The organism is Azospirillum brasilense, assembly GCF_005222205.1.
Taxonomy (GTDB): domain Bacteria; phylum Pseudomonadota; class Alphaproteobacteria; order Azospirillales; family Azospirillaceae; genus Azospirillum; species Azospirillum brasilense_G.
Map to the genome: position 1 here is coordinate 582,254 of NZ_CP032349.1, position 24,269 is coordinate 606,522.

Sequence of the window (24,269 nt, forward strand, 5' to 3'; positions counted from 1 at the left end):
GGGGGACGGGACGGATGGCGGCCGGTGCGCAGCCCCGCCGGGGGCGGGGGCGCACGGCCCTCCTGACTAGGACGAACCAGCGGCGCGAAACTGAAACGGCGCTTGCCGGGCCGGTGCGGCGATCCGCCCCGTCTTGCGATCCGGTCCCGGTCTGCCCTATAGCTGGCAGACGATTTCCGGAGCCGAGCGCGCCTGTATGCCTCCGTCCCATCCTTCCGACGACGACCGCGTGACCGAAGAGGCGGCGGACTGGTGCCTGCGCCTGCAAGCGGAGGAGGCGAGCGACGCCGACCGGGCCGCTTTCGAGCGCTGGTGCCGGGAGGACCCGCGCCATGTGGCGGAATTCGACGCGATGCGGGAACTCTGGGGTCTGTCCGCCGGATTGCGGCCGCGGGTGACCGCAAGCCTTGCCGTCGTGCCCACTCCGGAAGCGGCGCGGCCTGCGCCTGTGCGCGGACGGGGTTCGGACGCCGTTGCCGTCCGAACCCCGGGACGGCGGCGGCGCTGGGCCTTGGCGGCCGGCATCGCGGCGGTCCTGGCCGTCGGCTGGCCGGTGGGCTGGTCGTTCGGCCTGCTGCCCGGCACGGTGGACGTCTTCCTCGGCGGCGACCGGCACCGCGTGGTCGATCTGCCGGACGGCTCGACGGTGGACCTGAACGTCCGCACCACCCTGTTCTACGCCCAGTTCCGCGACCGCCGCAGCGTGCTGATGGACCGTGGCGAGGCCTACTTCGCGGTCGCGGGCGATGCCGCGCGGCCCTTCACCGTCTTCACCGCCGCCCATCGGGTCCGGGTGACGGGAACCAAGTTCAATGTCTGGGCCAACGACGGCGAGCTGGCCGTGACGCTGGCCGAAGGGGCGGTGACCGTGAGCGCCGCTGCCGCGGCGGGGGAGGAACCCCTGCGGCTGACGCCGGGCCAGCAGGGCCGCTTCGCCCGCGACAGCCGGTTCGGCAGCGTCGCGCGCGTCGATCCGGCGCGGGTCCTGTCCTGGCGCGAGGGCAAGCTGGTGTTCGACGACATCACCCTGGCCGAGGCGGTCCCGCTGCTGAACCCCTACCTGTCGCAGCCGCTGCGCTTGGCCGACCGCCGGGTCGGGGCGATGCGCATCGGCGGCGTGTACGACATCGCCGACCTCGATCGCGTGGTGGCGTCGCTGCCGCGGGTGCTGCCGGTGACGATCGCCGCGAAGGACGGCGCGCTGCTCCTCTCCGCCCGCTGAGACCGCAGGGTCACCAGCGGGCCGGTCACCAGCGGTAGGACAGGGTCGCCAGCACCGCCCGCCGGTTGCCGAAGAAGACCGAATCCTCATAGAAGCCCGGCGCGAAATAGCGGCGGTCGAACAGGTTGGTCGCGGTCAGCGTCAGCCCGACCCCGTCGAGCGACGGGCCGAGCCGGTCCAGCTCATAGCCCAGGCTGACATCGACCAGCGTGTAGGCGGGGACGCGCACGCTGTTCGCGGCGTTGTACGTCGCGCCGACATACCGCATCCCGATGCCGGCGGTCAGGCCGTCGGCCGGCCCGTTTCCGAAACGCTGGCGCAGCCAGAGCGACGCGGCGTGGCGCGGGACCGAGGCCACCCGCTTTCCGGTCTTGTCGGTGCCGCCGGGGGCGGGGGTGTCGCGGGTGACCCGCGCGTCGGTGTGGGTGTAGGCCGCCGTCAGATCGGTCGTCTCGCCAATCGGCGTTCGTGCCTCCAGCTCGACGCCGCGCGACCGCGTTTCCCCGGTCTGGGCCAAATAGCCCGGATGGTCCGGATCGGCGGCGGTGAGGTTGCGCTGCACCGCGCGGAACAGCGAGGCGGTGAACAGCGCGTCGACGCCCTCGGGCCGGTAGCGCAGCCCGGTTTCGATTTGCGTGCCGCGGCTCGGCGAGAAGGGGCGGCCTTGCGCGTCGCTGCCGCTGGTCGGCTGGAAGGAGGTCGAATAGCCGGCGTAGGGCGTCAGGCCGTTGTCGAAGCGGTAAGCGAACCCGACGCGCTTGGTGAAGGCGCGGTCGAACTGCGTCGTCTCCACCGGCACGCTGTCGGACAGGCGGCCACGGGTGCCGCTTGTGCTCCAGTCCAGCCGCCCGCCGAGCGTCACGCGCCAGCCGCCGACGGCGATCTCGTCCTGGAGATAGAGGCCGCTCTGGCGGATGCGGTCGGTCAGGTCGTTGAGAAGGGCCGCGTCCCAGGCGTAGGGGCCGCCATAGACCGGGGCGAAGACGTCGATCGGGTTGGCCACCGTGCCGTTCCGCCGCGTTTCATGCACCCGGTAGCGGGCGTGATCGATGCCGGCCAGCAGGCTGTGGCGCAGCGGCCCGGTGGTGACGCCGCCTTGCAGGTTGGCGTCGGCGAGCAGGGTGGAACTGGTTTTGGGCCGGTCCTGCAGCCCGAACCGGTAATAACGGTCCGCCTCCAGCGCGCCGGTGTCCGCCGAACTCCACCGGTAGCCGACGCGGCTGCGGCTGTGGCGCAGGCTCTGGTGCAGCGTCCAGTCCCCGGTCAGGGCGTGGCGGACCTCGTAGCCGGCCGAGAGGGTGCGCGAGCGGTAGGAGCTCACCCCCGGATAGCCCAGGAACAGGCTGGAACCGAGCCGGCCGTAAGGGTTGTCCAGCACCGTGCCCGACACCGGGAAGCTCTGCTCCGCTCCCATCTTGCGGAAGTCGAGAAGGCTGGCGAGCAGGGTGATCTCGGTGCCCTCGCCGGCCGACCAGGACAACGCGGGGGCGACATAGAGGCGGTCGTCCGGCGTGTGGTCGACCTGCGTGCCGCTGCGCCGCGACAGCGCCGTCAGCCGGTAGCGCAGCGATCCCCCGGCGTCGATGCGGTCGCTGAGGTCGGCGGTGACCTGCCGCCGGTCATGGCTGCCGCCCTGGAGCTGGAGCCGGTGGAGCGGGTCGCCGGTCGGGCGCTTGCTGGTCAGGGTGATGGCGCCGCCGGGTGGCATCGCGCCGTAGATGGCGGAGGCCGGTCCCTTCAGCACCTCCACCCGCTCCACGCCGAAGGGCTCGTACTCCAGCCCATAGGGGTTGTAGCCGCTGCGCAGCCCGTCGATCAGGACGGCATCGGAACTCTGGCGGAAGCCGCGGATGTAGACGTCGATGGCGCCCTGGCCCCCGGGATAGTCGATGGGGCGCACTCCGGCGCTGTAGGCCAGCGCGCCGTTGATGTCCTGGACGTCGCGCTGGTCGAGATCGGCCCGCGTGACGACCGAGAGCCCCTGCGGCAGGTCTTCGACGGGGGTTTCGGTGCGGCCGACGCTGCGGTCGGGACTAGCGAGGCTCGCCGTCCGCCCGCTTTGCGGCGGCCGGCCCTCCACCCTCAGGGCGGGCAGGACGTCGGCGGTCTCCGGCGGCCGACCGATCGTCACCATCCGGTCCTGCAGATCGAAGGACAGGCCGGTCCCGGCCAGCAGCCGGGCGAGGGCCGCCGCCGGGGCCATCCGTCCCGACAGGGCGCGCGACCGGCGGTCCGACACGCTGTCCGGGCTGTAGAGGACTTGCAGACCGGTTTGCTGGCCGAAGCGGGTCAGCGCCTCGCCGAGGGGAAGGGCCGGAATCGCCAGCGGCCTGTCGTGGTCCGCGGGTTGCGCGGAACCGGACAGGGCGGCGGGTGGCGCCGCAAGCACCGACCAGCCGAGCGCCAGCCCGCCGAGCAGAGGGCCTGCAAGGCGCGGAGTCATTCAGAACTCGCGCAACGAATACTAGAAATCACCTCGGGAATTTCTGCCGTTTCCTCATTTGCAAATGACTGTCAGTTGCATTAGCTTGCGACGGCTTGTCAAGCCTTGGGGATTGCCGCCCCGCCGCGGCGTCGCTTTGCACAAGGATCGTCCCATGCGACCGGTAGGAACCGCCGAGAACCAGACGCTGACCGATGTCTTCACGACGCATCGGCGGTCGCTGATCGGTGTGGCCGAACGGATCACCGGGTGCCGCCACCACGCCGAGGATGTGGTTCAGGACGCCTTCGTGAAGCTGCTGGGAACGGAGTCGACCAGTTCCATCCGGGCCAAGGCGGGCTACCTGATGATGGTCGTGCGCAATCTGGCGATCGATCATTACCGCCGGAAGGGCCTGGAATCGCGCCTGCTGGCGGCGGAGGAGGAAGGGCAGGCGGTGAGCACGCCGGAAGCGGCCTCGCCGGAAAGCGTGAACGTGAACCGCCAACTCCTGCAAACGCTCGAATCGGCGCTGGCCGACCTGCCGGAACGCACCCGCTACGCCTTCGAGATGCACCGGATCCACGGCCACAGCCAGAAGGACATCGCGGAGTCCCTCGGCGTGTCGCCGACGCTGGTCAATTTCATGATTCGCGATGCGCTGGTTCACTGCCGCAAGGCGATGAAGCGGGCCGACCCGTCGCCCTGAGGTGGGGGGCGGGGCCGACCGTGATGGTCGCTTGACCTGTGGCCCGGCAACGGCGTTACCTTACCCGGATCGGACCGGGCGGGGGCCAGATCGGGGATGCCGCGCGCTGGTCCGCCCGAGTTGGCTTCGCGGACCGGATGGACGGTTGCCGCTTTCCTGGAGACCGCCCGCCCGTGACGCAAGCCTTCCTCCGTTCGCCGACGGACGCCGAAACGCCGCTGGACCGCCAGTTGCGGCTCTGGCAGGACCACCGCCGCCTGGTTCCGCCCGACGAGCGGATGCGCGCCCTGACGGAGCGGTGGCTCGGCCCCCACCTCGCCGCTCTGGAAGCGCTGATGCTGGAACTGCGCCATGGCGTCGACCAGGATCGGGAGGAGGGCCGGCTGACCTTCCCGAAGCGCCGCTACCCTTATCCGAAGGGATTCTGCCGCGAAATCAGCGACGCCGTCTTCGAGCGGCTGCGCCGGCGGATCGCCGCCCCGGACACGCCGGTCACGCAGGCTCTGGCGGCCTTCGTCCGCGACGGCGGGCGCCTGTCGCCGATCTGGGGGGCGCTGCGCGGCAGCTACTTCCAGAACGCCATGCAGATGGGCGCCCTCTACGTCGACGCCGCCAACGACACCGTGACCGTCACCAAGCCCAAGGTCGAGATCCTGCCCCTGGAGACGAGCGGACTCGAACCGGTCGTCGAGGTGGCCCATTTCGCCCGGATCGCCCAGGTCTACTGGGGCGGCACCGTCTGGCCGAACACCCTGTTCCCACGGCTGGCGCCGGCCTTGCCCATCCTCTACATCGACCCGGACGGGCGTCCCCACCTGCACCCGGACAGCCTTGGGGTCTTTGCCGAGAACATGGCCGGCGGCTGCCGGTCGGCCCTGGCCTTCCTGGAACAGGAACGGGACAACGGGCGCGTGTTGCCGGCCGATGTCGCAGCGGCGCTCGCCCCGTGGCGGACGCATGGCCCCTGGTTCGAGGAACAGTGCCCGACACCGGACTGGGACCGGCTTCGCGCCTGTTTCGCCCAGGCGGCCGATCCGCAGGGGCCGTACCGCTCGGTCCAGGGGTTTGTCGGCATGATGGATGCGGTCAAGCGCGTGGCGGGGGCGTAACGATTCACACGGCGCGCCAAGCCCAGACCTGTTTACGGATCGGTGCCCCGAGGGTAAGCTGGCGCCATTGAGTTTTGCTATGGCCGCTCCGGCAGCGGTGCTGTGGAGCAGGACGATCCGATGAACGGCATTCCCAACATCCGGCATCTGCGGGCGTTCCGCGAGGTGGCGCGGCGCGGCAGCATCAGCCAGGCGGCGGAGCATGTGCATCTGTCCCAGCCCGCCATCACCCAGGCCATCGCCAAGCTGGAGGAGGAGGTCGGCACCCCCCTGTTCGAGCGGCGGCCGGACGGCATGGCGGTGTCGGCCATGGGCGTGCTGTTCCTCGACCGCGTGGAGCGCGCGCTGGACCGCCTGCGCACCGGCACGCGCGAGGCGGTCCGCATCGGCGGGCGCAAGGGCGGCCTGCGCGGTGTCGCCGACTTTGACCAGCTATTGACGGCGGCGCAGATCCGCGCGCTGGCCGCGGTCGCCGACGCCGGCAATTTCAGCCTCGCCGCGCGCACCGTCGGCATCTCCCAACCCACCCTGCACCGCGCCGCCCGCGATCTGGAACGGCTGGCGGGCATGGCGCTGTTCGCGCGGACGGCCGCCGGCATCGCGCTCACCCCCGCCGCCAAGGCGCTGGTCCAGCATGTGAAGCTGGCGATCACGGAGCTGGAGCAGGGGTTCGCGGAGGTCGGCGAGGGGCTGGGCGATGACACCGCCCGCATCGTCGTCGGCAGCATGCCGCTGTCGCGCCCCTTCATCCTGCCGACCGCCGTGAACGCGCTGGTGCGCGAACGTCCGGATGTCCAGTTCGACGTGCTCGACGGCCCCTACGACGACCTACTGCACGGGCTGCGCCACGGCGAGATCGACGTGCTGATCGGCGCGCTGCGCGATCCGTTGCCCATCGACGACGTCGTTCAGGAACCCTTGTTCGAGGACCCGCTGGTCGTGGTGGCGCGCGCCTTCCACCCGCTGTCGCGTCGGCCGACGCTGACGCTGGAGGAGCTGGCGGGGTGCCAATGGGTGGTCCCACGGCGCGGCACGCCGACGCGCGACCGGTTCGAGGCGCTGTTCGCCGACGCCCCGCCGCGCGGGCTGGTCGAGACCAGCTCCCAGATCCTGGTGCGCGGCCTGCTGCTGGGCAGCGACCGCCTGACCCTCATCTCGGCGCACCAGATCCGGCATGAGCACGAGTTGGGGCTGCTGGTCATCCTGCCCGTGGAGCTGGCCAACACCGAGCGGACCATCGGCCTCACCGTGCGCCGGGGGTGGCGCCCGACCGCGACGCAGGCGCATTTTCTCGACCTGCTGCGCGCGGCCGGAAAGCAGGCCGTCTCGCCGGTTCCCCGCCCCTGAGCGGCCATTCAAAACGCGCAGCGAGCGCTATTCAAAAAATGGATAGGGTGGTCTGTCATTGAATGGCGCCGCCAACCTGCCGGCGTGCTAGTCCTGCCCGTTGGAGGGGAGCTGGACTCCCAGCGCACGGACGGGTGGGGGCGGCGATGACTTTGCAGAATCGGCGGGTGGCCAAGGTGGCCTTCATCGGCTTCGGGGAGGCGGCGTCGGCCTTTTGCTCCGGCTGGCGGGGCGCCGGGCTGACCGACACGGTTGCCGCCTTCGACATCAAGACCGGGTCTGCCGACGGGGTGGTGCGCGCCCGCAAATGGGCCGATTACGTGGCGGCGGGTGTGACCGGCGCCGAGCGGGTGGAGGACGCCTTGGCCGGGGCCGCGCTGGTCTTCTCGCTGGTCACCGCCGATCAGGCGCAGGCCGCCGCCCGCAACGCCGCCGCCCATCTCGCGCCCGGCGCGCTGTTCTTCGACGGCAACTCCTGCGCGCCCGGCACCAAGCGGGAGTCGGCGCAGGCGGTCGAGGCGGCGGGCGGGCGCTACGTCGATCTGGCGGTGATGGCGCCGGTCCATCCGAAACTCCACAAGACGCCGCTGCTGGTCGCCGGCCCGCACGCCGCTGCGGCTTTGGACGCCCTGTCGGCCCTGGAGATGAGCGCCAGGGAGGCGCCGGGACCGGTCGGCACCGCCTCCTCCATCAAGATGATCCGCAGCGTCATGATGAAGGGTCTGGAGGCGCTGTTCCTCGAATGCGTGCTGGCCGGGCGCAAGGCCGGGGTGGACGAGGTGGTGCTGGAGTCCCTGGACGTCACCTATCCCGGTTTCGGCTTCAAGGAGCGCGCCGCCTACATGCAGGAGCGCGTCATGACCCACGGAGTCCGCCGTGCCGCCGAAATGCGCGAGGTCGCGCGCACCGTCGATGAACTGGGATTGGCCGGCGGCATGGCCCGCGCCGCCGTCGACTGGCAGCAGCGCATCGGCGACCTGAAACTGGACGCCCGCGCCATCGGGGAGGGCGATTACCGGGCGCTCGCCGACGCCATTCTGGCGCGGCTTGAACCGGTGGAGCGATGAGAAACAGCCAGCTCTACCCGGCGCGCGCCTCGCGCCGGAAGGCGGCCGGCGTCTTCCCGGTCAGCCTTTTGAAGACGCGGTTGAAGTAACCGGGGTCCTGAAAGCCCAGCTCATAGGCGATCATCGACACCGGTGCGGCGATGTAGACCAGACGGCGCTTCGCTTCGAGCAGCAGGCGGTCCTGCACCACCTCGAAGGCGGAGCGGCCGGCGAGATGCCGGCACAGGCGGTTCAGCCGCGATTCCGTGATCCCCAGCGCGTCCGCGTAGCGCGGGATCGTCCAATGCTCGGTGAAATGGTCCTCGACCAGCGCGCGGAAGCGGGAGAACAGCTCGGTGCGCACGCGCTCCGCCGGGTCGGCGCCGGCCGCCGCCGCGCGCTGGCGCTCGAGCAGCAGCAGGACGCCGCGCAGCAGCCACTCGCACATCGCCGACCGGCCGAGCTGCGGCCAGCGGAACTCCGTCATCAGCTGATCGAGCAGCGTGGAGACGCGCGACGCCGCCGCCGGGGCGTCGGTGAAATCGATCAGGCAGGGGCGCAGGAACAGCGCCTCGAACAGCGGCCGGCTCTGCGCGCTGGCCCCGTCGAACAGCATCACCTCGGCCACCGTCAGCACATAGCCGTGGCTGCCCGGCCGGAACTGGAAGGAATGCACCACCGCCGGGGGAACGACGATCACGCAGGGGGCGGCGACCTCCGCCATCCGGTCGTCGATCTGCACGCGCGCCCCGCCGTCGAGCACCGCCACCAGCTGGAACAGCCCGCGGTGGGTATGGGAGCCGATGCCCCAGTCGTAGAGGCGGCTGCGGCTCTCGATGTCCTCGATGTGGATGAATTCGGCGTCGGTGAGCCGGGCCTCCTCGCCGTAGAGCGCGAACAGCGGCACTGAGCCGGACCGTGTGTGCGCCGTCCCCTCCGCCGCCTGGTCCATGCCGTCCTCCCCCGCGCCTTCGTTTGTCGAAAAAGTACAATTTTCCTTCCGCTTCGTCCATTCCGCGGCAAGGGCGAACCCGTCTAGGATGCAATTGTTCGCGACCTGAACGGTTCGCGTCAATCCAAACCAAAAACCGCCAATTGGCCGCCCGCCGCCGCGGGTGTCGGAGGAGTGCGCCCGATGTTTCGCTTCGATCCCTACTCACCGGCCGTCGATGCCGACCCGTTTCCTTTCTACAAGACCTTGCGTGACGAGCATCCCTGCTTCTGGAGCGAGGAGGCCAACATGTGGGTGCTGTCGCGCTACGACGACATCGTCACCGCGCTGAACGACTGGGAAACCTATTCTTCGGCCAAGGGCAACCTGATGGACGAGATGCCCAACCGCGCCGGCAACACGCTGGGCACCACCGATCCGCCCCGCCACGACCGCCTGCGCAGCATCGTCCAGTTCGCCTTCACCAAGAAGGCGGTGGAGGGGCTGACCGAGCCGGTGCGCGCCTCGGCCAACCGGGCGCTCGACGCCGTACAGGGGGAGAAGACCTTCGACTTCGTCAGCGACGTTTCCAGCAAGGTCACGGTGGACGTGCTGTTCGGCCTGTTCAACCTGCCGCGCGAGAACGAGCGGATGGTGCGCGACAAGGCCGTGCTGATGGTGCAGTCCGATCCCCGCACCCGGCAGAAGGGGCCGGAGCATCTGGCCGCCTTCCAGTGGATGAGCGAATACGCCAAGGAGTTGGTGGAGCTGCGCAAGCGCGAACCCGGCGACGACCTGATCACCGCCCTGATCCAGGCCGAGGTCGCCGGCGAGAAGCTGGCCGACCGCGAGGTGCAGATGACCATCACCACGCTGATCATGGCCGGCATCGAATCCCTGTCGGGCTTCCTCGCGATGTTCGCCCTGAACCTCGCCGACCACGCCGACGCGCGCCGCCGGCTCGCCGCCAACCCGGCGCTGATCCCCGACGCCATCGAGGAATCGCTGCGCTTCAACACCTCGGCCCAGCGCTTCCGCCGCTGTGTGCAGAAGGACGTCGAACTGCACGGCCAGACGATGCGCGCCGGCGATTTCGTCTGCCTCGCCTACGGATCGGGGAACCGCGACGAGCGGCGCTTCGCCAACGCGCATCTCTACGACATCGACCGCAAGCCGAAGGGGCATCTGGGATTCGGCGGCGGCGTCCACGCCTGCCTCGGCACCGCCTTCGCCCGTCTGGCCGCCCGCGTCGCCTGCGAGGAGTTCCTGAAGCGCGTGCCGGAGTTCGTCCGCGTGCAGGACCAGCTGCCCTGGATGCCCTCCACCACCTTCCGCAGCCCGACCCGCCTCGAACTGGCGGTCGGCTGATCGCGGGGACGACGGCGCGGCCGGGGGAGGCTCCGGCCGCGCCAGGACGCAGAACACGGTTTTCGCAGAACACGGTTTTCCAAAGGAAGTTTCGGTCATGGCGAAGGTCACCTTCATCGAGCACGACGGCCTGGAGCAGGTCGTGGACATCCCGACGGGCTGGACCCTGATGCAGGGCGCGGTGCAAAGCGGCGTCGCCGGCATCGAGGGCGAGTGCGGAGGCTCGTGCGCCTGCGCGACCTGCCACTGCTACGTGGACGAGGCGGTTGTCGACACACTGCCGCCGCCCAGCGAGACGGAGGAGGAGATGCTCGGCTGCACGGCGTCGGAGCGCCGCAGCAACAGCCGCCTGTCCTGCCAGATCCGGGTGAGCGACGCGCTGGACGGCATCGTGGTGCGCCTGCCGGAGGCCCAGAGCTGATGGGCGGCCCGGCGCAAGCAAACGCGGGAATGATCATCGTCGGGGCGGGGCAGGGCGGCTTGCAGGTCGCCGAATCCCTGCGCGCCGAGGGCTATGACGGTCCCATCACGCTGATCGGGGAGGAGGCTTCGGCCCCCTATCACCGCCCGCCGCTGTCCAAGGCGATTCTCGCCGGCACGATGGAGGAGGCGCAGCTCGCCATCCGCGGCGCCGAGTTTTTCGAGCGGCAGAGGATCGCCCTGCTCACCGGAACGCGCGTCGCTGCCATCGACCGCTCCGCCCGGCAAGTCAGTCTGGAGGACGGGCGGCGCCTGGACTATCGCGGGCTGGCGCTCGCCACGGGCGCGCGGGTGCGCCGTCTGCCGATCACCGGCGATGGACTGGACGGCGTCTTGGGCCTGCGGTCGCTGGACGACGCGCGGCGGATTCGCGCGGCGCTCGACCGGGCGGCGCGGGTGGTGGTGATCGGCGGCGGCTACATCGGGCTGGAGGTCGCGGCGGCGGCGCGCAAGCGCGGCCTGGAGGTGACCATCCTGGAGGCGGCTGAGCGTCTGCTCGCCCGCTCGGCGACGCCGTTCCTGGCGGGCTTCTACGCCGACCTCCACCGCGGGCAGGGCGTGACGGTCGAGCTGGGGGCCAAGGTGGTCGGGCTGGACGGGCAGGGGGGCCGCGTCACCGCCGTGCGCACCGCCGACGGGCGCTCGCATCCGGCGGATCTGGTGGTGGTCGGCGTCGGAATCGTCCCAGACACTGCGCTGGCCGAAGGCTGCGGGCTGGCGTGCGACGGCGGCGTCCTGGTGGACGATTGCGGCCGCACCGACGATCCGGCCATCGTCGCGGTCGGCGACTGCACGGCCCGGCGCACCGGCACGGGAACCCTGCTGCGGCTGGAGTCGGTGCAGAACGCCGTCGAGCAGGGGAAGTCGGCCGCCGCCGCGCTGCTGGGGCGGGAGCGTCCCTTCACGGCGGCGCCCTGGTTCTGGTCCGATCAGTATGACGTGAAGCTGCAGATCGTCGGCCTGTCCGCCGATCACGACCGGATGGTGCTGCGCGGCTCGTTGGAGGACCGCCGCTTCTCGGCCTTCCATTTCCGTGAGGGCGCCCTCGTCGCCATCGACTCCGTCAACCGCCCGGCGGACCATATGGTCGGCCGCAAGCTGCTGGACCGCAAGGCCGCCCTGACGCCCGATCAGGCTGCCGACGAGACCTTCCCGCTGGCCTCCCTGACGCGCTGACTGCCGGACCGCGAAACAAGTGAAGCCGGTGCAGCGCGCGCTGCACCGGCCTTGCGCTTATGACCCCCGTCCGCCGGGGAACGCGGCGGCGGACGGGGGGCAACGGCGGCGGGGGCCCCGATCAGGCCGCGCTCTCCAGGACCAGCAGGCCGGCCCCGGTGTTGGAGATCGGGATGTGGTAGTTGCTGTGGATCTTCGAGACCTTCCGGCCCAGCGCGCCGCGCATGATCAGCCAGAGGATCAGCTCCGCCCCCTGGGCGCCGGCCAGCCGGACCAGATCGTGGATGGAGTATTTCGCCAGCGCCTCCGGCTCGTCGACGATCTTCTCAAGGCACATCAGGTCGAAGTCCTTGTTGATGAAGCCCGCCCGCTCGCCGTCGAGCTGGTGCGACAGGCCGCCGGTGCCCAGCACGACCACCTTCAGGTCCTTGGGGTAGGACGCCACCGCGCGGCCGATGGCCTCGCCCAGCTTCAGGCAGCGCGCCGGGGTCGGCAGCGGGTGCTGCACCGTGTTGACCGCCACCGGGATGGTGCGGACCGGACGCTGGGTCTGGTCGGGCCACAGCAGGGCCATCGGCACGGTGAAGCCGTGGTCCACCGCCATCTCCTGGCAGGAGCAGATGTCGAACTCGTCGTTCACCAGCGATTCGATGATGTGCCAGGACAGCTCCGGATCGCCGGGGTAGGGCGGCAACGGCTTCAGGCCCCAGCCTTCGTCCTTGTTCTGGTACTCGGGGGCGGCGCCGATGGAGAAGGTCGGCATCTTGTCGAGGAAGAAGTTCAGCCCGTGGTCGTTGTAGACCACGATCGCCACGTCCGGCTTGACCTCGGCCAGCCAGTCGCGCGCCTTGGGATAGCCGTCGAAGAACGGCTTCCAATAGGGGTCCTCGAACAGCTCGTTGGCGATGGCGTTGCCGATCGCGGGAATGTGGGAGGTGGTGACGCCACCGACGATCTTGGCCATGGTTTCAGTTCCCCGCCGCCTTGAGCTTCGCCTTGAATTCCTCGACCGTCATGCCGGTCTGCTGCGCGCCGATGTCCTGGACGTTCAGGCCGAGCATGCCGATGAACTTGGCGAGGTAGTAGATGTTGCCGCCGGCTGCGAGCAGGGCCAGCGCGTTGCGCTCCTTGATCGCCGTCTTCTGCTCCTCGGTCAGGCCGAACTTGGCGCAGTAGGCGTCCTCGTCGGCCAGGAACTCCTGCCGGGCCGCCGCCTCGTTGAACGAGTAGCACATCTTGTTGAGCGGATAGCCCTTCATGGCCATCCGGCCGTCGAAGATGGTGGTGCCGGGGATCGGCTCGTGGGGTGCGGTCACGGGTGTTTCCTCCTTTTCGTTTCTGTCGCTCGTTTTTGGGCTTATTCGGACCAGTAAAGCCGCATCGGGTTGTCGACGAGAAGCGCCGTCCGCTTGGCCTCGTCGGTGGCGATGCGGGGGATGACGTCGACCAGATGCCCGTCGTCGGGCATGTGCGAGGTCATGTTCGGGTGCGGCCAGTCGGTGCCCCACAGCACGCGGTCGGTGAAGCGGTCGACCAGCAGGCGGGCGAAGGGAACCACGTCGTCGTAGGACGGCGGACCCTGGACGCTCAGCCGCTCGGGGCAGCTCACCTTGCTCCAGACCTTCGGGTTCTCGGCCATCAGGGCGACGAATTTCTGAAACTGCGGGTGGTCCACGCCCTTGGCGATGTCCGGGCGGCCCATATGGTCCACGACGATGGTGGTGGGCAGCTCGCGCAGGAAGGGCGTGAGGTCGTCCAGGTCCGGCGCCTCGAAATAGACCACGATGTGCCAGCCGAACCTGGCGATCTTGTCGGCGATGCCGAGGAAGACCTCCTTGGGCGTGGCGTCCACCAGACGCTTGACGAAGTTGAAGCGCACGCCACGCACCCCGGCCTCGTGCAGTTCGGCCAGTTCGCCCTCGGTGATCGCGGGGCCGACGGAGGCGACGCCGCGCGCCAGCCCGTTGGAGGCCTTCAGCGCGTCGACCAGCGCCCGGTTGTCCTTGCCGTGGCAGGTCGCCTGGACGATGACGTTGCGCGCGAAGCCCAGATCGTCGCGCAGGGCGAACAGTTTTTCCTTCGGCGCGTCGCAGGGGGTGTATTTGCGCTCCGGCGCGTAGGGGAAGCGGTCGGCCGGGCCGAAGACGTGGCAGTGGGCGTCCACCGCGCCGGGCGGCGGCGTGTAGGCCGGCTTGCTCGGGTTGGGGTGGAAGGGACGGTAGTCGGCGTCCATGGGAAGGCTCCCTTCGGGGAAAAAGGTCAGTCGGCGTAGACGGTGCCGTCGAACAGCTTGCGGGCGGTGCGCAGCAGGGCGGCGCGGGTCACCGTTCCGGCCTCGTCCAGGTCGAGGACCACGGTCATCTCGCCGGTCGGGTGCTCGACGCTCAGCGTCCGGGTGGCGCCGTCGGGGACCACGGCGAGCGACGCGGCCGGGGAGCCCTCCAGCGCGCAGGCGGTGGCGACGCTGACCGCGCCGAGCACGCCGATGGAGGCGTGGCAGCGGTGCGGGATGAAGGTCCGGGTGGACACCGCCCCGCCGTTGGCCGGCGCGCTGACCAGGGTCATCTTCGGCACCGACTTGTCCGTCACGTCGCCCAGGTTCATCCGCGGCCCGGCCTGCAGCCGGATCGATTCCAGCCGCGCCTTCAACGCCGTGTCGGCGTCGAGATCGTCCCGCGTCTCGTCGCCGCGCACCCCGAGGTCGGCGGCGCGCAGCACCACCACCGGCATGCCGTTGTCGATGCAGGTGACCGGAACGCCGTCGATGACGTCCACGACGTTGCCCGTCGGCAGCAGCGCCCCGCAGGAGGAGCCGGCGGTGTCGCGGAACTCGATGGGAATCGCCGCCGCCGTGCCGGGCACGCCGTCGATGCGCGCCTCGCCCCGGTAGGTCACCGCCCCGCCCGGCGTCGGCACGGCCGCCACCGCCACCTGCCCGGTGTTCTCCATGTGGATGGTCACCGGCGTCACCCCGTCGCGGGCGGGGACGAGGCTGCGCTCGATGGCGAAGGGGCCGACGCCGGCCAGGATGTTGCCGCAGTTCTGCGCGTCGGTGACGATGGCCTTGTCCACGAACACCTGAAGGAACAGGTAGTCCACGTCCACGCCCGGCCGCTCCGACCGGCGCACCACCGCCACCTTGGAGGTCAGCGGATCGGCGCCGCCCATCCCGTCGATCTGGCGCGGGTCGGGCGAGCCCATCATCCGCAGCAGGAAGGCGTCGCGCGCCGCCGTGCCGGACGGCAGGTCGTCGGCCAGGAAATACCCGCCCTTGGAGGTCCCACCGCGCATCCAGAGGCAGCGCACGCCGTCAGACATAGCGCAGCCCCTTCGCGGCGAGCGGGCCGCGCATGCCGTAGATGTCGAGGCCGAGTTCGCCGGCGGCCAGCCGCGCCCGCTTCTCCTCCTCCTTCGCCAGCCGGTCCTGCGCCTTCGCCAGCACGTCGGTGGCCTCCTCGCGGCGGACCACGCAGACGCCGTCGTCGTCCGCGACGATCACGTCGCCGGGATTCACCAGCGCGCCCGCGCAGACCACCGGCCGGTTGACCGAGCCCAGCGTCTCCTTCACCGTGCCCTGCGCGCAGACCGCGCGGGACCAGACCGGGAATCCCATGTCGGTCAGCGTCCGGACGTCGCGCACCCCGGCGTCGATGACCAGACCGGCGCAGCCGCGCGCCTTGGCCGAGGTCGCCAGCAGGTCGCCGAAATAGCCGGCGTCCGACGGCGAGGTGGTGGCGAGCACCAGAAGGTCGCCGGGCGTCACCTGCTCGATGGCGACGTGGAGCATCCAATTGTCGGCCGGCGGGGCCAGCACAGTCACCGCCGAGGCGGCGAGCTGGGCGCCGGGATAGATCGGGCGCAGGGCGGAGGCCAGCAGGCCCTTGCGGCCCTGCGCCTCGTGCACGGTGGCGACGCCGCATTCGGCCAGACCGGCAATCACCGCCGGGTCGGCCCGCTCGATGGTTTGGACGACGACGTTCATCACAGCTCATCCACGGTGCGGGGGTAGACCGACTGGAAGCCTTCGGCGTAGCGGGCGTTGCGCCCGCCGGCCTGCCCGCCGGAGTTGCGGCGGAAGTGGTTGCCGCGGTTCTGCGCCAGGTTGGTGTAATAATCCCAGAGATGCTCCTGCCCGGCCATGCATTCGATGGCGGCGCGCTTGTTGTCCCACACCTCGGTGATGTCGAGGAAGACGTCCGGCTTCCAGCCCATCTGCTCGGTCTGGTGCGGCTCGAACAGGTAGAGCTGCGGCGCGCCGAGCACCTTCTGGCCCGGATTGTGGCCCCAGGCCTGGGCGATCATCCGGCATTCCATCAGGATCTTGGTCGCGTAGGAATGGTCGGTGTTGTAGGGATCGTAGTGAGAGTGGCTCATCAGGAAGGCCGGCTGCACCTTGCGGATCACGTCGACCAGACGGAACTTGGCCTCGCGGTCGATCTCCAGCGGGTAGTCGCCGAGGTCGAAGAACTGGATGTCGTGGGCGTTCAGCGCCTTGGCGGCGGCCTCGGCCTCCTTGCGGCGCTCCGTCTTCACGTGGTCCAGCGTGCAGCCCTCCTGTTTCCACAGCTTGGCGGACTCGCCGCGCTCGCCGTAGGACAGGCAGACGATGGTGACCTCGTAACCCTTCTTCTGATGCAGCGCGATGGCGCCGCCGGCGCGCCACACGAAGTCCGCCGAGTGGGCGCTGAGCACCAGCGCTCTTTTGTTCTGTGCCATGAATGTCCGCTCCCCAGTGTGGGCAGTCCAAATCCGATGGCCCATCATCCGCCGGCCCGCCGGCAAATCCTATTTCGAACTCCCGTCAGGATCATTTGGTTTTGCTATAGGTGCCTTTTTCGGCTGGGCCTCGCCATGGGGTGCCGGACGCGGGAAAGCCTCCCGGGGTTGGTACGAAGATGCCACGTAATGCGTAATCTCATGTCGAATCATGGCTATACGACATACGGGGCTGTGCTCAAAGGTGCTCTGTTGCGCAATGGAAGAGCGGTCTCGGATCTGCTTCGATGATGCTCTTTCCACGTCATTCGACCCCGTTGCTATTCAAAAAACAAATGGGTTCTTCGACGAACGAATTTCCCCGGCGGCCGGCGGGATGATACCCATTCGATCATGAGGGATTAAGGGCGAGGAGCCGGACCCGCCGCTGCGGAGGGCTCCCAGCCCAGGCAAGGGATTTCGGGAGAGGACGCGATGAGGATTTGTGTGGCGGGCGCCGCGGGCGCCTTCGGCGTGAAGCATCTGGAGGCGGTCGCCGCCATCGACGGCATCGAGGTGGTCTCGGTGGTCGGCGGCGAGCCGGACGACATCGAGGGCTTCGCCAAGGCGCGCGGCATCCCGCATTGGACCAAGGATCTGGCCGAGAGCCTGGAGCGGACCGACGTGGAGGCGGTGATCCTCGCCACCCCGACGCCGGTGCACGCCACCCAGGCGATCCAGTGCCTGGAGGCCGGCAAGCATGTGCTGGTGGAAATCCCGATGGCCGACAATCTGGCCGACGCGGAACGGCTGGTCGCGGCGCAGCGAGCCAGCGGCCTCGTCGCCATGGCCGGTCACACGCGGCGCTTCAACCCCAGCCACCAGTGGATCCGCAACCGGGTCCAGGCGGGCGAGCTGACGATCCAGCAGATGGACGTGCAGACCTATTTCTTCCGCCGCTCCAACATGAACGCGCTGGGCAAGCCGCGGACCTGGACCGACCATCTGCTGTGGCACCACGCCTGCCACACGGTGGACCTGTTCCAGTACCAGACCGGCGAGGTCGCCAGCCAGGTACACGCCCTGCAGGGGCCGACGCACCCTCAGCTCGGCATCGCCATGGACATGAGCATCGGCATGAAGGTGCCGTCCGGGGCGATCTGCACCCTGTCGCTGTCCTTCAACAACGACGGGCCGCTGGGCACCTTCTTCCGCTACATCTGCGATAATGGGACCTACATCGCCCGCTACGACGATCTGTACGACGGCAAGGACAACAAGATCGATCTCAGCGGCCTCACCGTGTCGACCAACGGCATCGAGCTGATCGACCGCGAGTTCTTCGCCGCCATCCGCGACGGGCGCGAGCCCAACGCCAGCGTGGCCCAGTGCCTGCCGGCCATGCGGACGCTCGACCGGCTGGAGACGTCGCTGAGCGCCTGAGCAGGGACAGCGTGAGGCCGCAATTCCCAAAACCAAGAAGACGGGACGCAAAACAAAAAAACGCCCCGTGACGAGTCCCCCCGAGGAGGAAACCCATGCCAACCGCGCGCAGCGTCGACGTCCAAGCCTTTCTCAACGAGCACCCCTTTTCGCGATACCAATGGCTGGTGTTCGCGCTGTGCTTCTTCATCGTCCTTCTGGACGGTTTCGACACGGCGGCCATCGGCTACATCGCCCCGTCGCTGACGACGGAATGGGGCATCGCGCGGCCGGCTCTGGCGCCGGTGCTGAGCGCGGCGCTGTTCGGGCTGGCTTTTGGCGCCCTGTCCGCCGGGCCCCTGGCCGACCGCTTCGGCCGCAAGGCGATCCTGATCGGGTCGGTCCTGGTCATCGGCGCCGCCTGCCTGACCTCCGCCTTCTCGGCGAACCTTGACCAACTCGTCATGCTGCGCTTCGTCACCGGGCTCGGGCTGGGGGCGGCGATGCCCAACGCCGTCACGCTGATGAGCGAATACTGCCCCGAGGGGCGGCGGGCCATGGTCACCAACGCCATGTTCTGCGGCTTCCCGCTCGGCGCGGCCTTCGGCGGCTTCCTCGCCGCCTGGATGATCCCGCTGTGGGGCTGGCGCAGCGTGCTGGTGCTGGGCGGGATCGCGCCGCTGGTCCTGGCGGCGGTGCTGCTGGTCCTGCTGCCGGAATCGGTCCGCTATATGGTCGCCCACAACCACCCGGTGGAGCGCATCCGCGCCGTGCTGCGCCGCATCTCCGAGACGGCGGCCGGGGCGGCCGGCTTCGTGATGACCGAGAAGACCCCGGCGACCAAGACGCGGAACGGCATCGCGGTCGTGCTGTCCCGCGGCTATCTGGTCGGTTCGGTGATGCTGTGGGTCGCCTATTTCATGGGGCTGGTGATCTTCTACGCGCTCATCAACTGGATGCCGATCCTGTTCAAGGACGCCGGGCTGGCGCCGCGCGACGCCGCGCTGATCGCCGCGCTGTTCCCGCTGGGCGGCGTCGGGGCCGTGCTGTCGGGCTGGCTGATGGACCGCTTCAACGCCAACCGGATCATCGCCTTCGGCTTCGTGCTGACCTACGGCGCCGTCTACGCCATCGGGCAGGTGGCCGGGAACCTCGGGCTGCTGGTGGTCACGGTCTTCGCGGCGGGCACCATCATGAACACCGCCCAGACCTCGCTACCGGCGCTGGCCGCCAGCTTCTACCCGACCCACGGGCGGGCCACCGGCGTGGCGTGGATGCTGGGGCTGGGCCGCTTCGGCGGGATCGGCGGCTCGTTCCTGGTCGCCGAGCTGGCCCGCCAACAACTCGACTTCACCAGCATCTTCGCCATCGTTGCCGTTCCGGGTCTGGTCGCCGCCTTGGCCCTGCTGGTCAAGCAGTTCGTCCATCCCGAGGACCGGTCGAGCGGCACGGGCCGGACCGTCGAAGCCCTGGGGCATTGAGTTTTACTATAGACCACCCCTAGGCTTTGCGGCTTGGCACCCTCGGTCTCTGGTTCATGTCCCCATGCTGCATTGCGGCGGCGCTCCGGACGTTATTCAAAAAACGAATGGCGCCTTCGCCCAACGAATGAGCGCAGCGCTGCGATCACTGATATCCCTGCTGTGGTGACGGTATCGGCGGCCTGCGCATCCGGCCCCGGCGAACGCCAAGACGCCCCCCAATCAACGACGAAAAAGCACGGGGGCTTTCAAAACGAGGAGGAAACATGTCCGGATTATTTCGCAAGGCCCTGCTGGGCACGGCCTTCCTGTGCGCCTTCGGGGTCGGAGGCAACGCCGGTTCGGCCTGGGCCGACACGATCAAGGTCGGGGTGATCGCGCCGTTCTCCGGCCCCTTCGCCACGGTCGGCCAGACTTTCAAGCAGGCCATCGAGGTCTATCAGGCCCAGCATGGCAAGACGGTCGCCGGCAACACGGTGGAGTTCGTCTACAAGGACCTCGATCAGGCCAACCCGGCGCAGAGCAAGGCGCTGGCCCAGGAGCTGGTGGTCAAGGAGAAGGTCGGCTACCTCGCCGGCTTCTTCTTCACGCCAGACGCGCTGGCGGTCGCCCCGCTGATCGACGAGGCGAACATCCCCTGCGTGATCTTCAACGCCGCGACCTCCGCCATCACCGAGAAGTCGCCGCGCTACGTCCGCACCTCCTTCACCCTGTGGCAGAACACCGTGCCGCTGGCCGAGCACGTCGCCAAGCAGGGCATCCGCAAGGTGGCCACGGCCGTCAGCGACTATGGCCCCGGCATCGACGGCGAGACCGCCTTCAAGCAGACCTTCGAGAAGTCCGGCGGCAAGGTGGTCGACAGCATCCGCATGCCGCTGAAGTCCACCGACTTCGCCCCCTTCATGCAGCGCATCAAGGATTCCGGGGCGGAGGCCATCTACGCCTTCCTGCCCGCCGGCCCGACGACGCTGGGCTTCGCCCGGGCCTTCAGCGACACCGGCCTGAAGGCCGCGGGGATCAGGTTCTTCGGCCCCGGCGACATCACGCAGGAACCGGACCTGCTGGTGCTCGGCGACGCGGCGGTCGGCATCACCACGACCTTCAACTACAGCCAGGCCCACGAGTCCGACCTGAACCGCCAGTTCCTCGCCAAGCACAAGGAGCTGTTCGGCGCGTCCGACATCGTCACCTTCACCTCGGTCGGCGCCTATGACGGCGCGCACGTCATCTACCGTATGGTCGAGGCGACGGGCGGCAAGAGCGACGGGGCGAAGGCGGTGGAGGCGGTCAAGGGCATGGCCTGGGAAAGCCCGCGCGGGCCGGTGCGGATCGACCCGGAGTCCCGCCACATCACCCAGACCATCTACCTGCGCGTGACCGAGCGCAAGGACGGCCGGCTGCAGAACACCGAGGTCGCCGGCTTCCCCGACCAGCCCGACTACGGCTTCAAGGCCGGCAAATAGGACCATCGACGGCCCCTCCTCCCAAGGGGAGGGGGCCCGTCCGCGCTGGAGTTCCTGATGGAAACGCTTTTCGGCATCGTGGTGGATGGGGTCGCCTATGGGATGATCCTGTTCATCATCTCCGTCGGCCTGTCGGTCACGCTCGGCCTGATGCGCGTGGTCAACCTCGCGCACGGCGCCTTTGCCATGGTCGCCGGCTACGTCGCCTCCTACGCCGCGCAGGGGCTGGGCTTGCCTTACGCCGTGGGGCTGGTGGCGGCGATCCTGTTCACCGTGCTCGCCACGCTGCCGCTGGAGAAGCTGCTGTACCGGCGCATTTACGGCTCCGCCAACGAGCTGGCCCAGGTGCTGCTGACCATCGGCCTGACCTTCGTCATCGTCGCCGGGATCAACTACCTGTTCGGCCCGACGCTGAAGCGCATCCCGCTGCCGGACGCGCTGCTCGGCACCGTGGCGATCGGGCCGAAGTCGATCCCGGTGCACCGCGCCTTCGTCATCGCCATGGGGGCGGCGACCGTGCTGGGCCTGTGGTGGCTGCTGGAGCGCACCGATTTCGGCATCAAGCTGCGCGCCGCCGTGGACGACCCGAACATGGCCGCGGCGCTGGGCATCCGGACGGAGCGCCTCTACACCGCGACCTTCGCGCTGGGCACCGGGCTGGCGGCGCTGGGCGGCGTGCTGGGGGCGGAGTTGCTGCCGCTGGAGCCCTATTACGCCATCCGCTACATCGTCCTGTTCCTGGCGGTGGTCGCCGTTGGCGGGGCGGGCAACATCCTCGGCTCCGCCGCCGCCGCCCTGGCGCTGGGCATCGTGGACACGGCGGGCAAGTACCTGATCCCCAGCTTCGGCGAGTTCTTCTTCTACGCCGCGCTGATCCTGATCCTGTTCCGCTGGCCGCACGGCTTCTTCCAGGGGAGGGCGGCCTGATGAACGGACGTCACACGGGCGCGGTGGCCATCGATCCGTCTCCGCAGGTCTCCGCGCGCGAGCCCTGGTTCCGCCGGGCGCTCGGCGGGGCCGCGGTTCCGCTGCTCGCCGCCGCCGGGCTGGCCGCCTTCTGGCTGTTTCCCAACGATCTCGGCCTGATGACGCGGATCGCCGCGACGGCGCTCTACGTCCTGTCGCTCGACCTCGTGCTCGGCTTCGGCGGCATCGCCACGCTGGGGCACGCGGCGATGTTCGGCACCGGGGCCTACGCCGCCGGCATCGCCGCGGTGCATCTGGTGAGCGACCCGCTCGTCCTGCTCGCCGTCGGCGGTCTGGCCGGCGGTCTGGTCGCCCTGGTCACCGGCGCGCTGATCCTGCACGCGCGCGGCCTGACGCTGCTGATGCTGACCATCGCGGTGGTGCAGATCGTCCAGGAGGTGGTCAACAAGGCGCGCGACCTCACCGGCGGCAGCGACGGCCTGTCGGGCATCGAGCCCAGCCCGCTGTTCGGCCTGTTCCGCTTCGACATGTTCGGGCGCACCTCCTACCTGTTCGCGCTGGCGGTGCTTCTGATCGGCTTCCTGGTGGCGCGGCGCATCGTCCGCTCGCCCTTCGGGCTGGCCTGCCGGGGGGTGAAGGAGGACCCGCTGCGCGTCGCCGCCCTGGGTGGTTCGCCGCGCCGCTATCTGGTCACGCTCTACGCCGTCGCCGGGGTGTTCGCCGGTGTGGCCGGGGCGCTGACCGCGGTGACCAGCGGCATCGTCGGGCTGGACAGCGTCAGCTTCTCCTGGTCGGCGGAGGCGCTGGTCATGCTGGTGCTCGGCGGCGCCGGGCGGCTCGTCGGCGCCATCATCGGCACGGTGGCCTTCATGACGATCCATCACGTGATGGCCGCGATCGATCCCTTCCACTGGATGCTGTTCATCGGCCTGTTCCTGATGGGGACCGTGCTGTTCCTGCCGGGAGGCATCGCCTCGCTCGCCGACCGTTTCATAAAGGGGAACCGGGCATGACCGCGCTTCTCGACGTTCAAGGGCTGAGCAAGAATTTCGACGGCTTGCAGGTGTCGGCCGACATCACGCTGGCGCTCCATCCCGGCGAGCGCTGCGCGCTGATCGGGCCGAACGGGGCGGGCAAGACGACCTTCGTCAATCTGGTGACCGGCGTGCTGGCGCCCAGCGCCGGCACCATCCGGCTGGCCGGGCAGGACGTCACCCGGCTGCCGGCCCAGGCGCGGGTGCGCCTCGGCCTGATCCGCTCCTTTCAGGTGGCGCGGCTGTTCCGTTCGATGACGGTGCGCGAGCATCTGGAGCTGGCCGTTCTGGAGCGCGAGCGGAGGACCTTCCGCCTCTTCGCCTCGGTCCGGCGCGCGCCGGGGCTGGCCGACGAGGTGGCCGGCCTGCTCGATGGCATGGGGCTGATCCCGATGGCGGACACCGCCATCGGGGCGCTGGCCTACGGGCAGCAGCGTCTTCTGGAGATCGCGCTGGCGCTCGCGTTGAAACCGAAACTCCTGATCCTCGACGAGCCGGCGGCCGGCGTGCCGCATTCGGAAAGCCACCGCATCCTCGACGCGCTGGACCGTCTGCCGGCCGATCTGGCCGTGCTGATGATCGAGCACGACATGGATCTGGTCTTCCGCTTCGCCAAGCGGATCGTTGTTCTGGCGCAGGGCCGCCTGCTGTGCAGCGGCACGGCACGGGAGATCGCCACCGATCCGCGCGTCCGCGAAGTCTATCTGGGGAGCCGGGCCAATGCGCCGCACTGAAGGGACGCTGGAAGTCACCGGCCTGACCGCCGGCTATGGCGAGACCCGCATCGTCGAAGGGCTGTCCTTCACTGTGCCGGCGGGCGGGCGGCTGGCCCTGCTGGGCCGCAACGGCATGGGCAAGACCACGACGCTGGCCACTCTGGTCGGGCAGACGACGCGGCACGCCGGCAGCATCCGGCTGGACGGCGTCGAGCTGGGCGGCCTCACCTCCTCGGCACGGGCGGCGGCCGGGCTGGGCTATGTGCCGCAGACGCGCGACATTTTCCGTTCGCTGACGGTGGAGGAGAATCTGGTCACCGGGCTGAAGGGCCGGCCGCGCTCGGCCCTGGAGGAGGCCTACGCGCTGTTTCCCCGCCTGAAGGAGCGGCGGGGCAACGGCGGGGGCGCGCTCTCCGGCGGCGAGCAGCAGATGCTGTCGGTCGCCCGCGCCCTGCTCGGCCGGCCGACGGTGCTGCTGCTCGACGAGCCGCTGGAGGGCCTGGCTCCGGTGATCTGCGACCAGCTGATGCAGGCGCTGGCGCAGTTGACCGTCACCCTGATCCTAGTGGAGCAGCAGGTGGACCGCGCCCTGGACTTCGCGCAGAGCGCGGTGATCCTCGAACGCGGTCAGGTGGTGCATGAGGGGGCGGCCGCCGCTCTGCGGGACGACCACGCCCTCATGGAGCGGCACCTCGGCGTCGCGCTGGCGGCGTGAGGGTTA

General features: G+C 69.6%; 23 protein-coding genes. 15 read left to right on the forward strand and 8 right to left on the reverse strand.

The genetic code is table 11. The annotated features are described in order from the left end of the window. The first annotated feature begins 196 nt into the window (after window positions 1-196). Window positions 197-1,222 carry a FecR family protein gene (locus D3869_RS31785; RefSeq protein WP_137143574.1) on the forward strand — a complete coding sequence of 342 codons (1,026 nt, stop codon included), beginning with the start codon at window positions 197-199 and terminating at the stop codon, window positions 1,220-1,222. A 25-nt stretch (window positions 1,223-1,247) separates the two neighbouring features. On the opposite strand, the gene D3869_RS31790 is transcribed toward D3869_RS31785, so the two are convergent. After that, window positions 1,248-3,665 (reverse strand): TonB-dependent siderophore receptor, encoded by a 2,418-nt coding sequence (locus tag D3869_RS31790; RefSeq protein ID WP_137143575.1) that lies wholly within the window; start codon window positions 3,663-3,665, stop codon window positions 1,248-1,250. 154 nt (window positions 3,666-3,819) lie between these two features. Between D3869_RS31790 and D3869_RS31795 the strand changes: the two genes are divergently transcribed. From D3869_RS31795 to D3869_RS31810, 4 genes are all read left to right on the forward strand, one after another. Further along, complete coding sequence (locus D3869_RS31795; RefSeq protein WP_137143576.1) at window positions 3,820-4,353, forward strand: RNA polymerase factor sigma-70; 534 nt, start codon at window positions 3,820-3,822, stop codon at window positions 4,351-4,353. A gap of 173 nt (window positions 4,354-4,526) precedes the next feature. Next, complete coding sequence (locus D3869_RS31800; RefSeq protein ID WP_247896088.1) at window positions 4,527-5,462, forward strand: hypothetical protein; 936 nt, start codon at window positions 4,527-4,529, stop codon at window positions 5,460-5,462. 120 nt (window positions 5,463-5,582) lie between these two features. Continuing rightward, window positions 5,583-6,809, forward strand: a complete 1,227-nt coding sequence (locus D3869_RS31805; RefSeq protein ID WP_137143578.1) for a LysR family transcriptional regulator — start codon at window positions 5,583-5,585, stop codon at window positions 6,807-6,809. Between the two features lie 146 nt (window positions 6,810-6,955). Further along, complete coding sequence (locus D3869_RS31810) at window positions 6,956-7,876, forward strand: NAD(P)-dependent oxidoreductase (protein ID WP_137143579.1); 921 nt, start codon at window positions 6,956-6,958, stop codon at window positions 7,874-7,876. Between the two features lie 13 nt (window positions 7,877-7,889). On the opposite strand, the gene D3869_RS31815 is transcribed toward D3869_RS31810, so the two are convergent. Then, window positions 7,890-8,807 carry a helix-turn-helix domain-containing protein gene (locus tag D3869_RS31815; protein WP_137143580.1) on the reverse strand — a complete coding sequence of 306 codons (918 nt, stop codon included), beginning with the start codon at window positions 8,805-8,807 and terminating at the stop codon, window positions 7,890-7,892. Window positions 8,808-8,990: 183 nt separating this feature from the next. On the opposite strand from D3869_RS31815, the gene D3869_RS31820 reads away from it, so the two are divergent. The 3 genes from D3869_RS31820 to D3869_RS31830 all read left to right on the forward strand — a co-directional run bounded on the left by D3869_RS31820 (window position 8,991) and on the right by D3869_RS31830 (window position 11,810). After that, window positions 8,991-10,154 carry a cytochrome P450 gene (locus D3869_RS31820; RefSeq protein WP_137143581.1) on the forward strand — a complete coding sequence of 388 codons (1,164 nt, stop codon included), beginning with the start codon at window positions 8,991-8,993 and terminating at the stop codon, window positions 10,152-10,154. A 97-nt stretch (window positions 10,155-10,251) separates the two neighbouring features. Next, window positions 10,252-10,575 (forward strand): 2Fe-2S iron-sulfur cluster-binding protein, encoded by a 324-nt coding sequence (locus tag D3869_RS31825; protein ID WP_137143582.1) that lies wholly within the window; start codon window positions 10,252-10,254, stop codon window positions 10,573-10,575. A gap of 29 nt (window positions 10,576-10,604) precedes the next feature. Continuing rightward, entirely contained in the window at window positions 10,605-11,810 is a 1,206-nt protein-coding gene (locus tag D3869_RS31830; RefSeq protein ID WP_247896089.1) for an NAD(P)/FAD-dependent oxidoreductase, read from the forward strand. A gap of 121 nt (window positions 11,811-11,931) precedes the next feature. Here D3869_RS31830 and D3869_RS31835 read toward each other — a convergent pair whose 3' ends face one another. Genes D3869_RS31835 through D3869_RS31860 form a run of 6 tightly spaced genes read right to left on the reverse strand, consistent with a single transcriptional unit; the run spans window position 11,932 to window position 16,526 of the window. Continuing rightward, window positions 11,932-12,774: a class III extradiol dioxygenase family protein gene (locus D3869_RS31835; RefSeq protein WP_137143584.1), complete on the reverse strand. Its 843-nt coding sequence runs from the start codon at window positions 12,772-12,774 to the stop codon at window positions 11,932-11,934. Window positions 12,775-12,778: 4 nt separating this feature from the next. Then, a complete protein-coding gene (locus D3869_RS31840) occupies window positions 12,779-13,126 on the reverse strand; it encodes a protocatechuate 4,5-dioxygenase subunit alpha (protein ID WP_137143585.1) in 348 nt (115 codons plus the stop codon). A gap of 41 nt (window positions 13,127-13,167) precedes the next feature. Then, entirely contained in the window at window positions 13,168-14,043 is an 876-nt protein-coding gene (locus tag D3869_RS31845; protein ID WP_137143586.1) for an amidohydrolase family protein, read from the reverse strand. A 26-nt stretch (window positions 14,044-14,069) separates the two neighbouring features. Continuing rightward, entirely contained in the window at window positions 14,070-15,128 is a 1,059-nt protein-coding gene (locus D3869_RS31850; protein ID WP_137143587.1) for a 4-oxalomesaconate tautomerase, read from the reverse strand. Next, window positions 15,121-15,792, reverse strand: a complete 672-nt coding sequence (locus D3869_RS31855; RefSeq protein ID WP_137143588.1) for a 4-carboxy-4-hydroxy-2-oxoadipate aldolase/oxaloacetate decarboxylase — start codon at window positions 15,790-15,792, stop codon at window positions 15,121-15,123. Before D3869_RS31855 ends, D3869_RS31850 begins: the two co-directional genes overlap by 8 nt. Beyond that, window positions 15,792-16,526: a PIG-L deacetylase family protein gene (locus tag D3869_RS31860; RefSeq protein WP_137143589.1), complete on the reverse strand. Its 735-nt coding sequence runs from the start codon at window positions 16,524-16,526 to the stop codon at window positions 15,792-15,794. The genes D3869_RS31855 and D3869_RS31860 overlap by 1 nt, the downstream gene beginning before the upstream one ends. 474 nt (window positions 16,527-17,000) lie before the next feature. Here D3869_RS31860 and D3869_RS31865 point away from each other — a divergent pair, with 474 nt between their 5' ends. The 7 genes from D3869_RS31865 (at window position 17,001) to D3869_RS31900 (ending at window position 24,263) form a co-directional block, all read left to right on the forward strand. Continuing rightward, window positions 17,001-17,948 carry a Gfo/Idh/MocA family oxidoreductase gene (locus tag D3869_RS31865; RefSeq protein WP_137143590.1) on the forward strand — a complete coding sequence of 316 codons (948 nt, stop codon included), beginning with the start codon at window positions 17,001-17,003 and terminating at the stop codon, window positions 17,946-17,948. 95 nt (window positions 17,949-18,043) lie between these two features. Further along, entirely contained in the window at window positions 18,044-19,408 is a 1,365-nt protein-coding gene (locus tag D3869_RS31870; RefSeq protein ID WP_137143591.1) for an MFS transporter, read from the forward strand. A 266-nt stretch (window positions 19,409-19,674) separates the two neighbouring features. Continuing rightward, a complete protein-coding gene (locus D3869_RS31880; RefSeq protein WP_137143592.1) occupies window positions 19,675-20,871 on the forward strand; it encodes an ABC transporter substrate-binding protein in 1,197 nt (398 codons plus the stop codon). Between the two features lie 57 nt (window positions 20,872-20,928). Continuing rightward, window positions 20,929-21,798: a branched-chain amino acid ABC transporter permease gene (locus D3869_RS31885; protein ID WP_014198978.1), complete on the forward strand. Its 870-nt coding sequence runs from the start codon at window positions 20,929-20,931 to the stop codon at window positions 21,796-21,798. Next, entirely contained in the window at window positions 21,798-22,811 is a 1,014-nt protein-coding gene (locus tag D3869_RS31890; protein WP_137143593.1) for a branched-chain amino acid ABC transporter permease, read from the forward strand. Before D3869_RS31885 ends, D3869_RS31890 begins: the two co-directional genes overlap by 1 nt. Then, complete coding sequence (locus D3869_RS31895) at window positions 22,808-23,566, forward strand: ABC transporter ATP-binding protein (protein ID WP_137143594.1); 759 nt, start codon at window positions 22,808-22,810, stop codon at window positions 23,564-23,566. The genes D3869_RS31890 and D3869_RS31895 overlap by 4 nt, the downstream gene beginning before the upstream one ends. Next, window positions 23,553-24,263 carry an ABC transporter ATP-binding protein gene (locus D3869_RS31900; protein WP_137143595.1) on the forward strand — a complete coding sequence of 237 codons (711 nt, stop codon included), beginning with the start codon at window positions 23,553-23,555 and terminating at the stop codon, window positions 24,261-24,263. The genes D3869_RS31895 and D3869_RS31900 overlap by 14 nt, the downstream gene beginning before the upstream one ends. The last annotated feature ends 6 nt before the right edge of the window (window positions 24,264-24,269 follow it).

Bases quoted from the DNA above. Each gene is read 5' to 3' on its own strand.
- D3869_RS31785 (WP_137143574.1), top strand. From the start codon at position 197: ATGCCTCCGTCCCATCCTTCCGACGACGACCGCGTGACCGAAGAGGCG.
- D3869_RS31790 (WP_137143575.1), bottom strand. From the start codon at position 3,665: ATGACTCCGCGCCTTGCAGGCCCTCTGCTCGGCGGGCTGGCGCTCGGC.
- D3869_RS31795 (WP_137143576.1), top strand. From the start codon at position 3,820: ATGCGACCGGTAGGAACCGCCGAGAACCAGACGCTGACCGATGTCTTC.
- D3869_RS31805 (WP_137143578.1), top strand. From the start codon at position 5,583: ATGAACGGCATTCCCAACATCCGGCATCTGCGGGCGTTCCGCGAGGTG.
- D3869_RS31810 (WP_137143579.1), top strand. From the start codon at position 6,956: ATGACTTTGCAGAATCGGCGGGTGGCCAAGGTGGCCTTCATCGGCTTC.
- D3869_RS31815 (WP_137143580.1), bottom strand. From the start codon at position 8,807: ATGGACCAGGCGGCGGAGGGGACGGCGCACACACGGTCCGGCTCAGTG.
- D3869_RS31820 (WP_137143581.1), top strand. From the start codon at position 8,991: ATGTTTCGCTTCGATCCCTACTCACCGGCCGTCGATGCCGACCCGTTT.
- D3869_RS31825 (WP_137143582.1), top strand. From the start codon at position 10,252: ATGGCGAAGGTCACCTTCATCGAGCACGACGGCCTGGAGCAGGTCGTG.
- D3869_RS31830 (WP_247896089.1), top strand. From the start codon at position 10,605: ATGATCATCGTCGGGGCGGGGCAGGGCGGCTTGCAGGTCGCCGAATCC.
- D3869_RS31835 (WP_137143584.1), bottom strand. From the start codon at position 12,774: ATGGCCAAGATCGTCGGTGGCGTCACCACCTCCCACATTCCCGCGATC.
- D3869_RS31845 (WP_137143586.1), bottom strand. From the start codon at position 14,043: ATGGACGCCGACTACCGTCCCTTCCACCCCAACCCGAGCAAGCCGGCC.
- D3869_RS31850 (WP_137143587.1), bottom strand. From the start codon at position 15,128: ATGTCTGACGGCGTGCGCTGCCTCTGGATGCGCGGTGGGACCTCCAAG.
- D3869_RS31855 (WP_137143588.1), bottom strand. From the start codon at position 15,792: ATGAACGTCGTCGTCCAAACCATCGAGCGGGCCGACCCGGCGGTGATT.
- D3869_RS31860 (WP_137143589.1), bottom strand. From the start codon at position 16,526: ATGGCACAGAACAAAAGAGCGCTGGTGCTCAGCGCCCACTCGGCGGAC.
- D3869_RS31865 (WP_137143590.1), top strand. From the start codon at position 17,001: ATGAGGATTTGTGTGGCGGGCGCCGCGGGCGCCTTCGGCGTGAAGCAT.
- D3869_RS31870 (WP_137143591.1), top strand. From the start codon at position 18,044: ATGCCAACCGCGCGCAGCGTCGACGTCCAAGCCTTTCTCAACGAGCAC.
- D3869_RS31880 (WP_137143592.1), top strand. From the start codon at position 19,675: ATGTCCGGATTATTTCGCAAGGCCCTGCTGGGCACGGCCTTCCTGTGC.
- D3869_RS31885 (WP_014198978.1), top strand. From the start codon at position 20,929: ATGGAAACGCTTTTCGGCATCGTGGTGGATGGGGTCGCCTATGGGATG.
- D3869_RS31890 (WP_137143593.1), top strand. From the start codon at position 21,798: ATGAACGGACGTCACACGGGCGCGGTGGCCATCGATCCGTCTCCGCAG.
- D3869_RS31895 (WP_137143594.1), top strand. From the start codon at position 22,808: ATGACCGCGCTTCTCGACGTTCAAGGGCTGAGCAAGAATTTCGACGGC.
- D3869_RS31900 (WP_137143595.1), top strand. From the start codon at position 23,553: ATGCGCCGCACTGAAGGGACGCTGGAAGTCACCGGCCTGACCGCCGGC.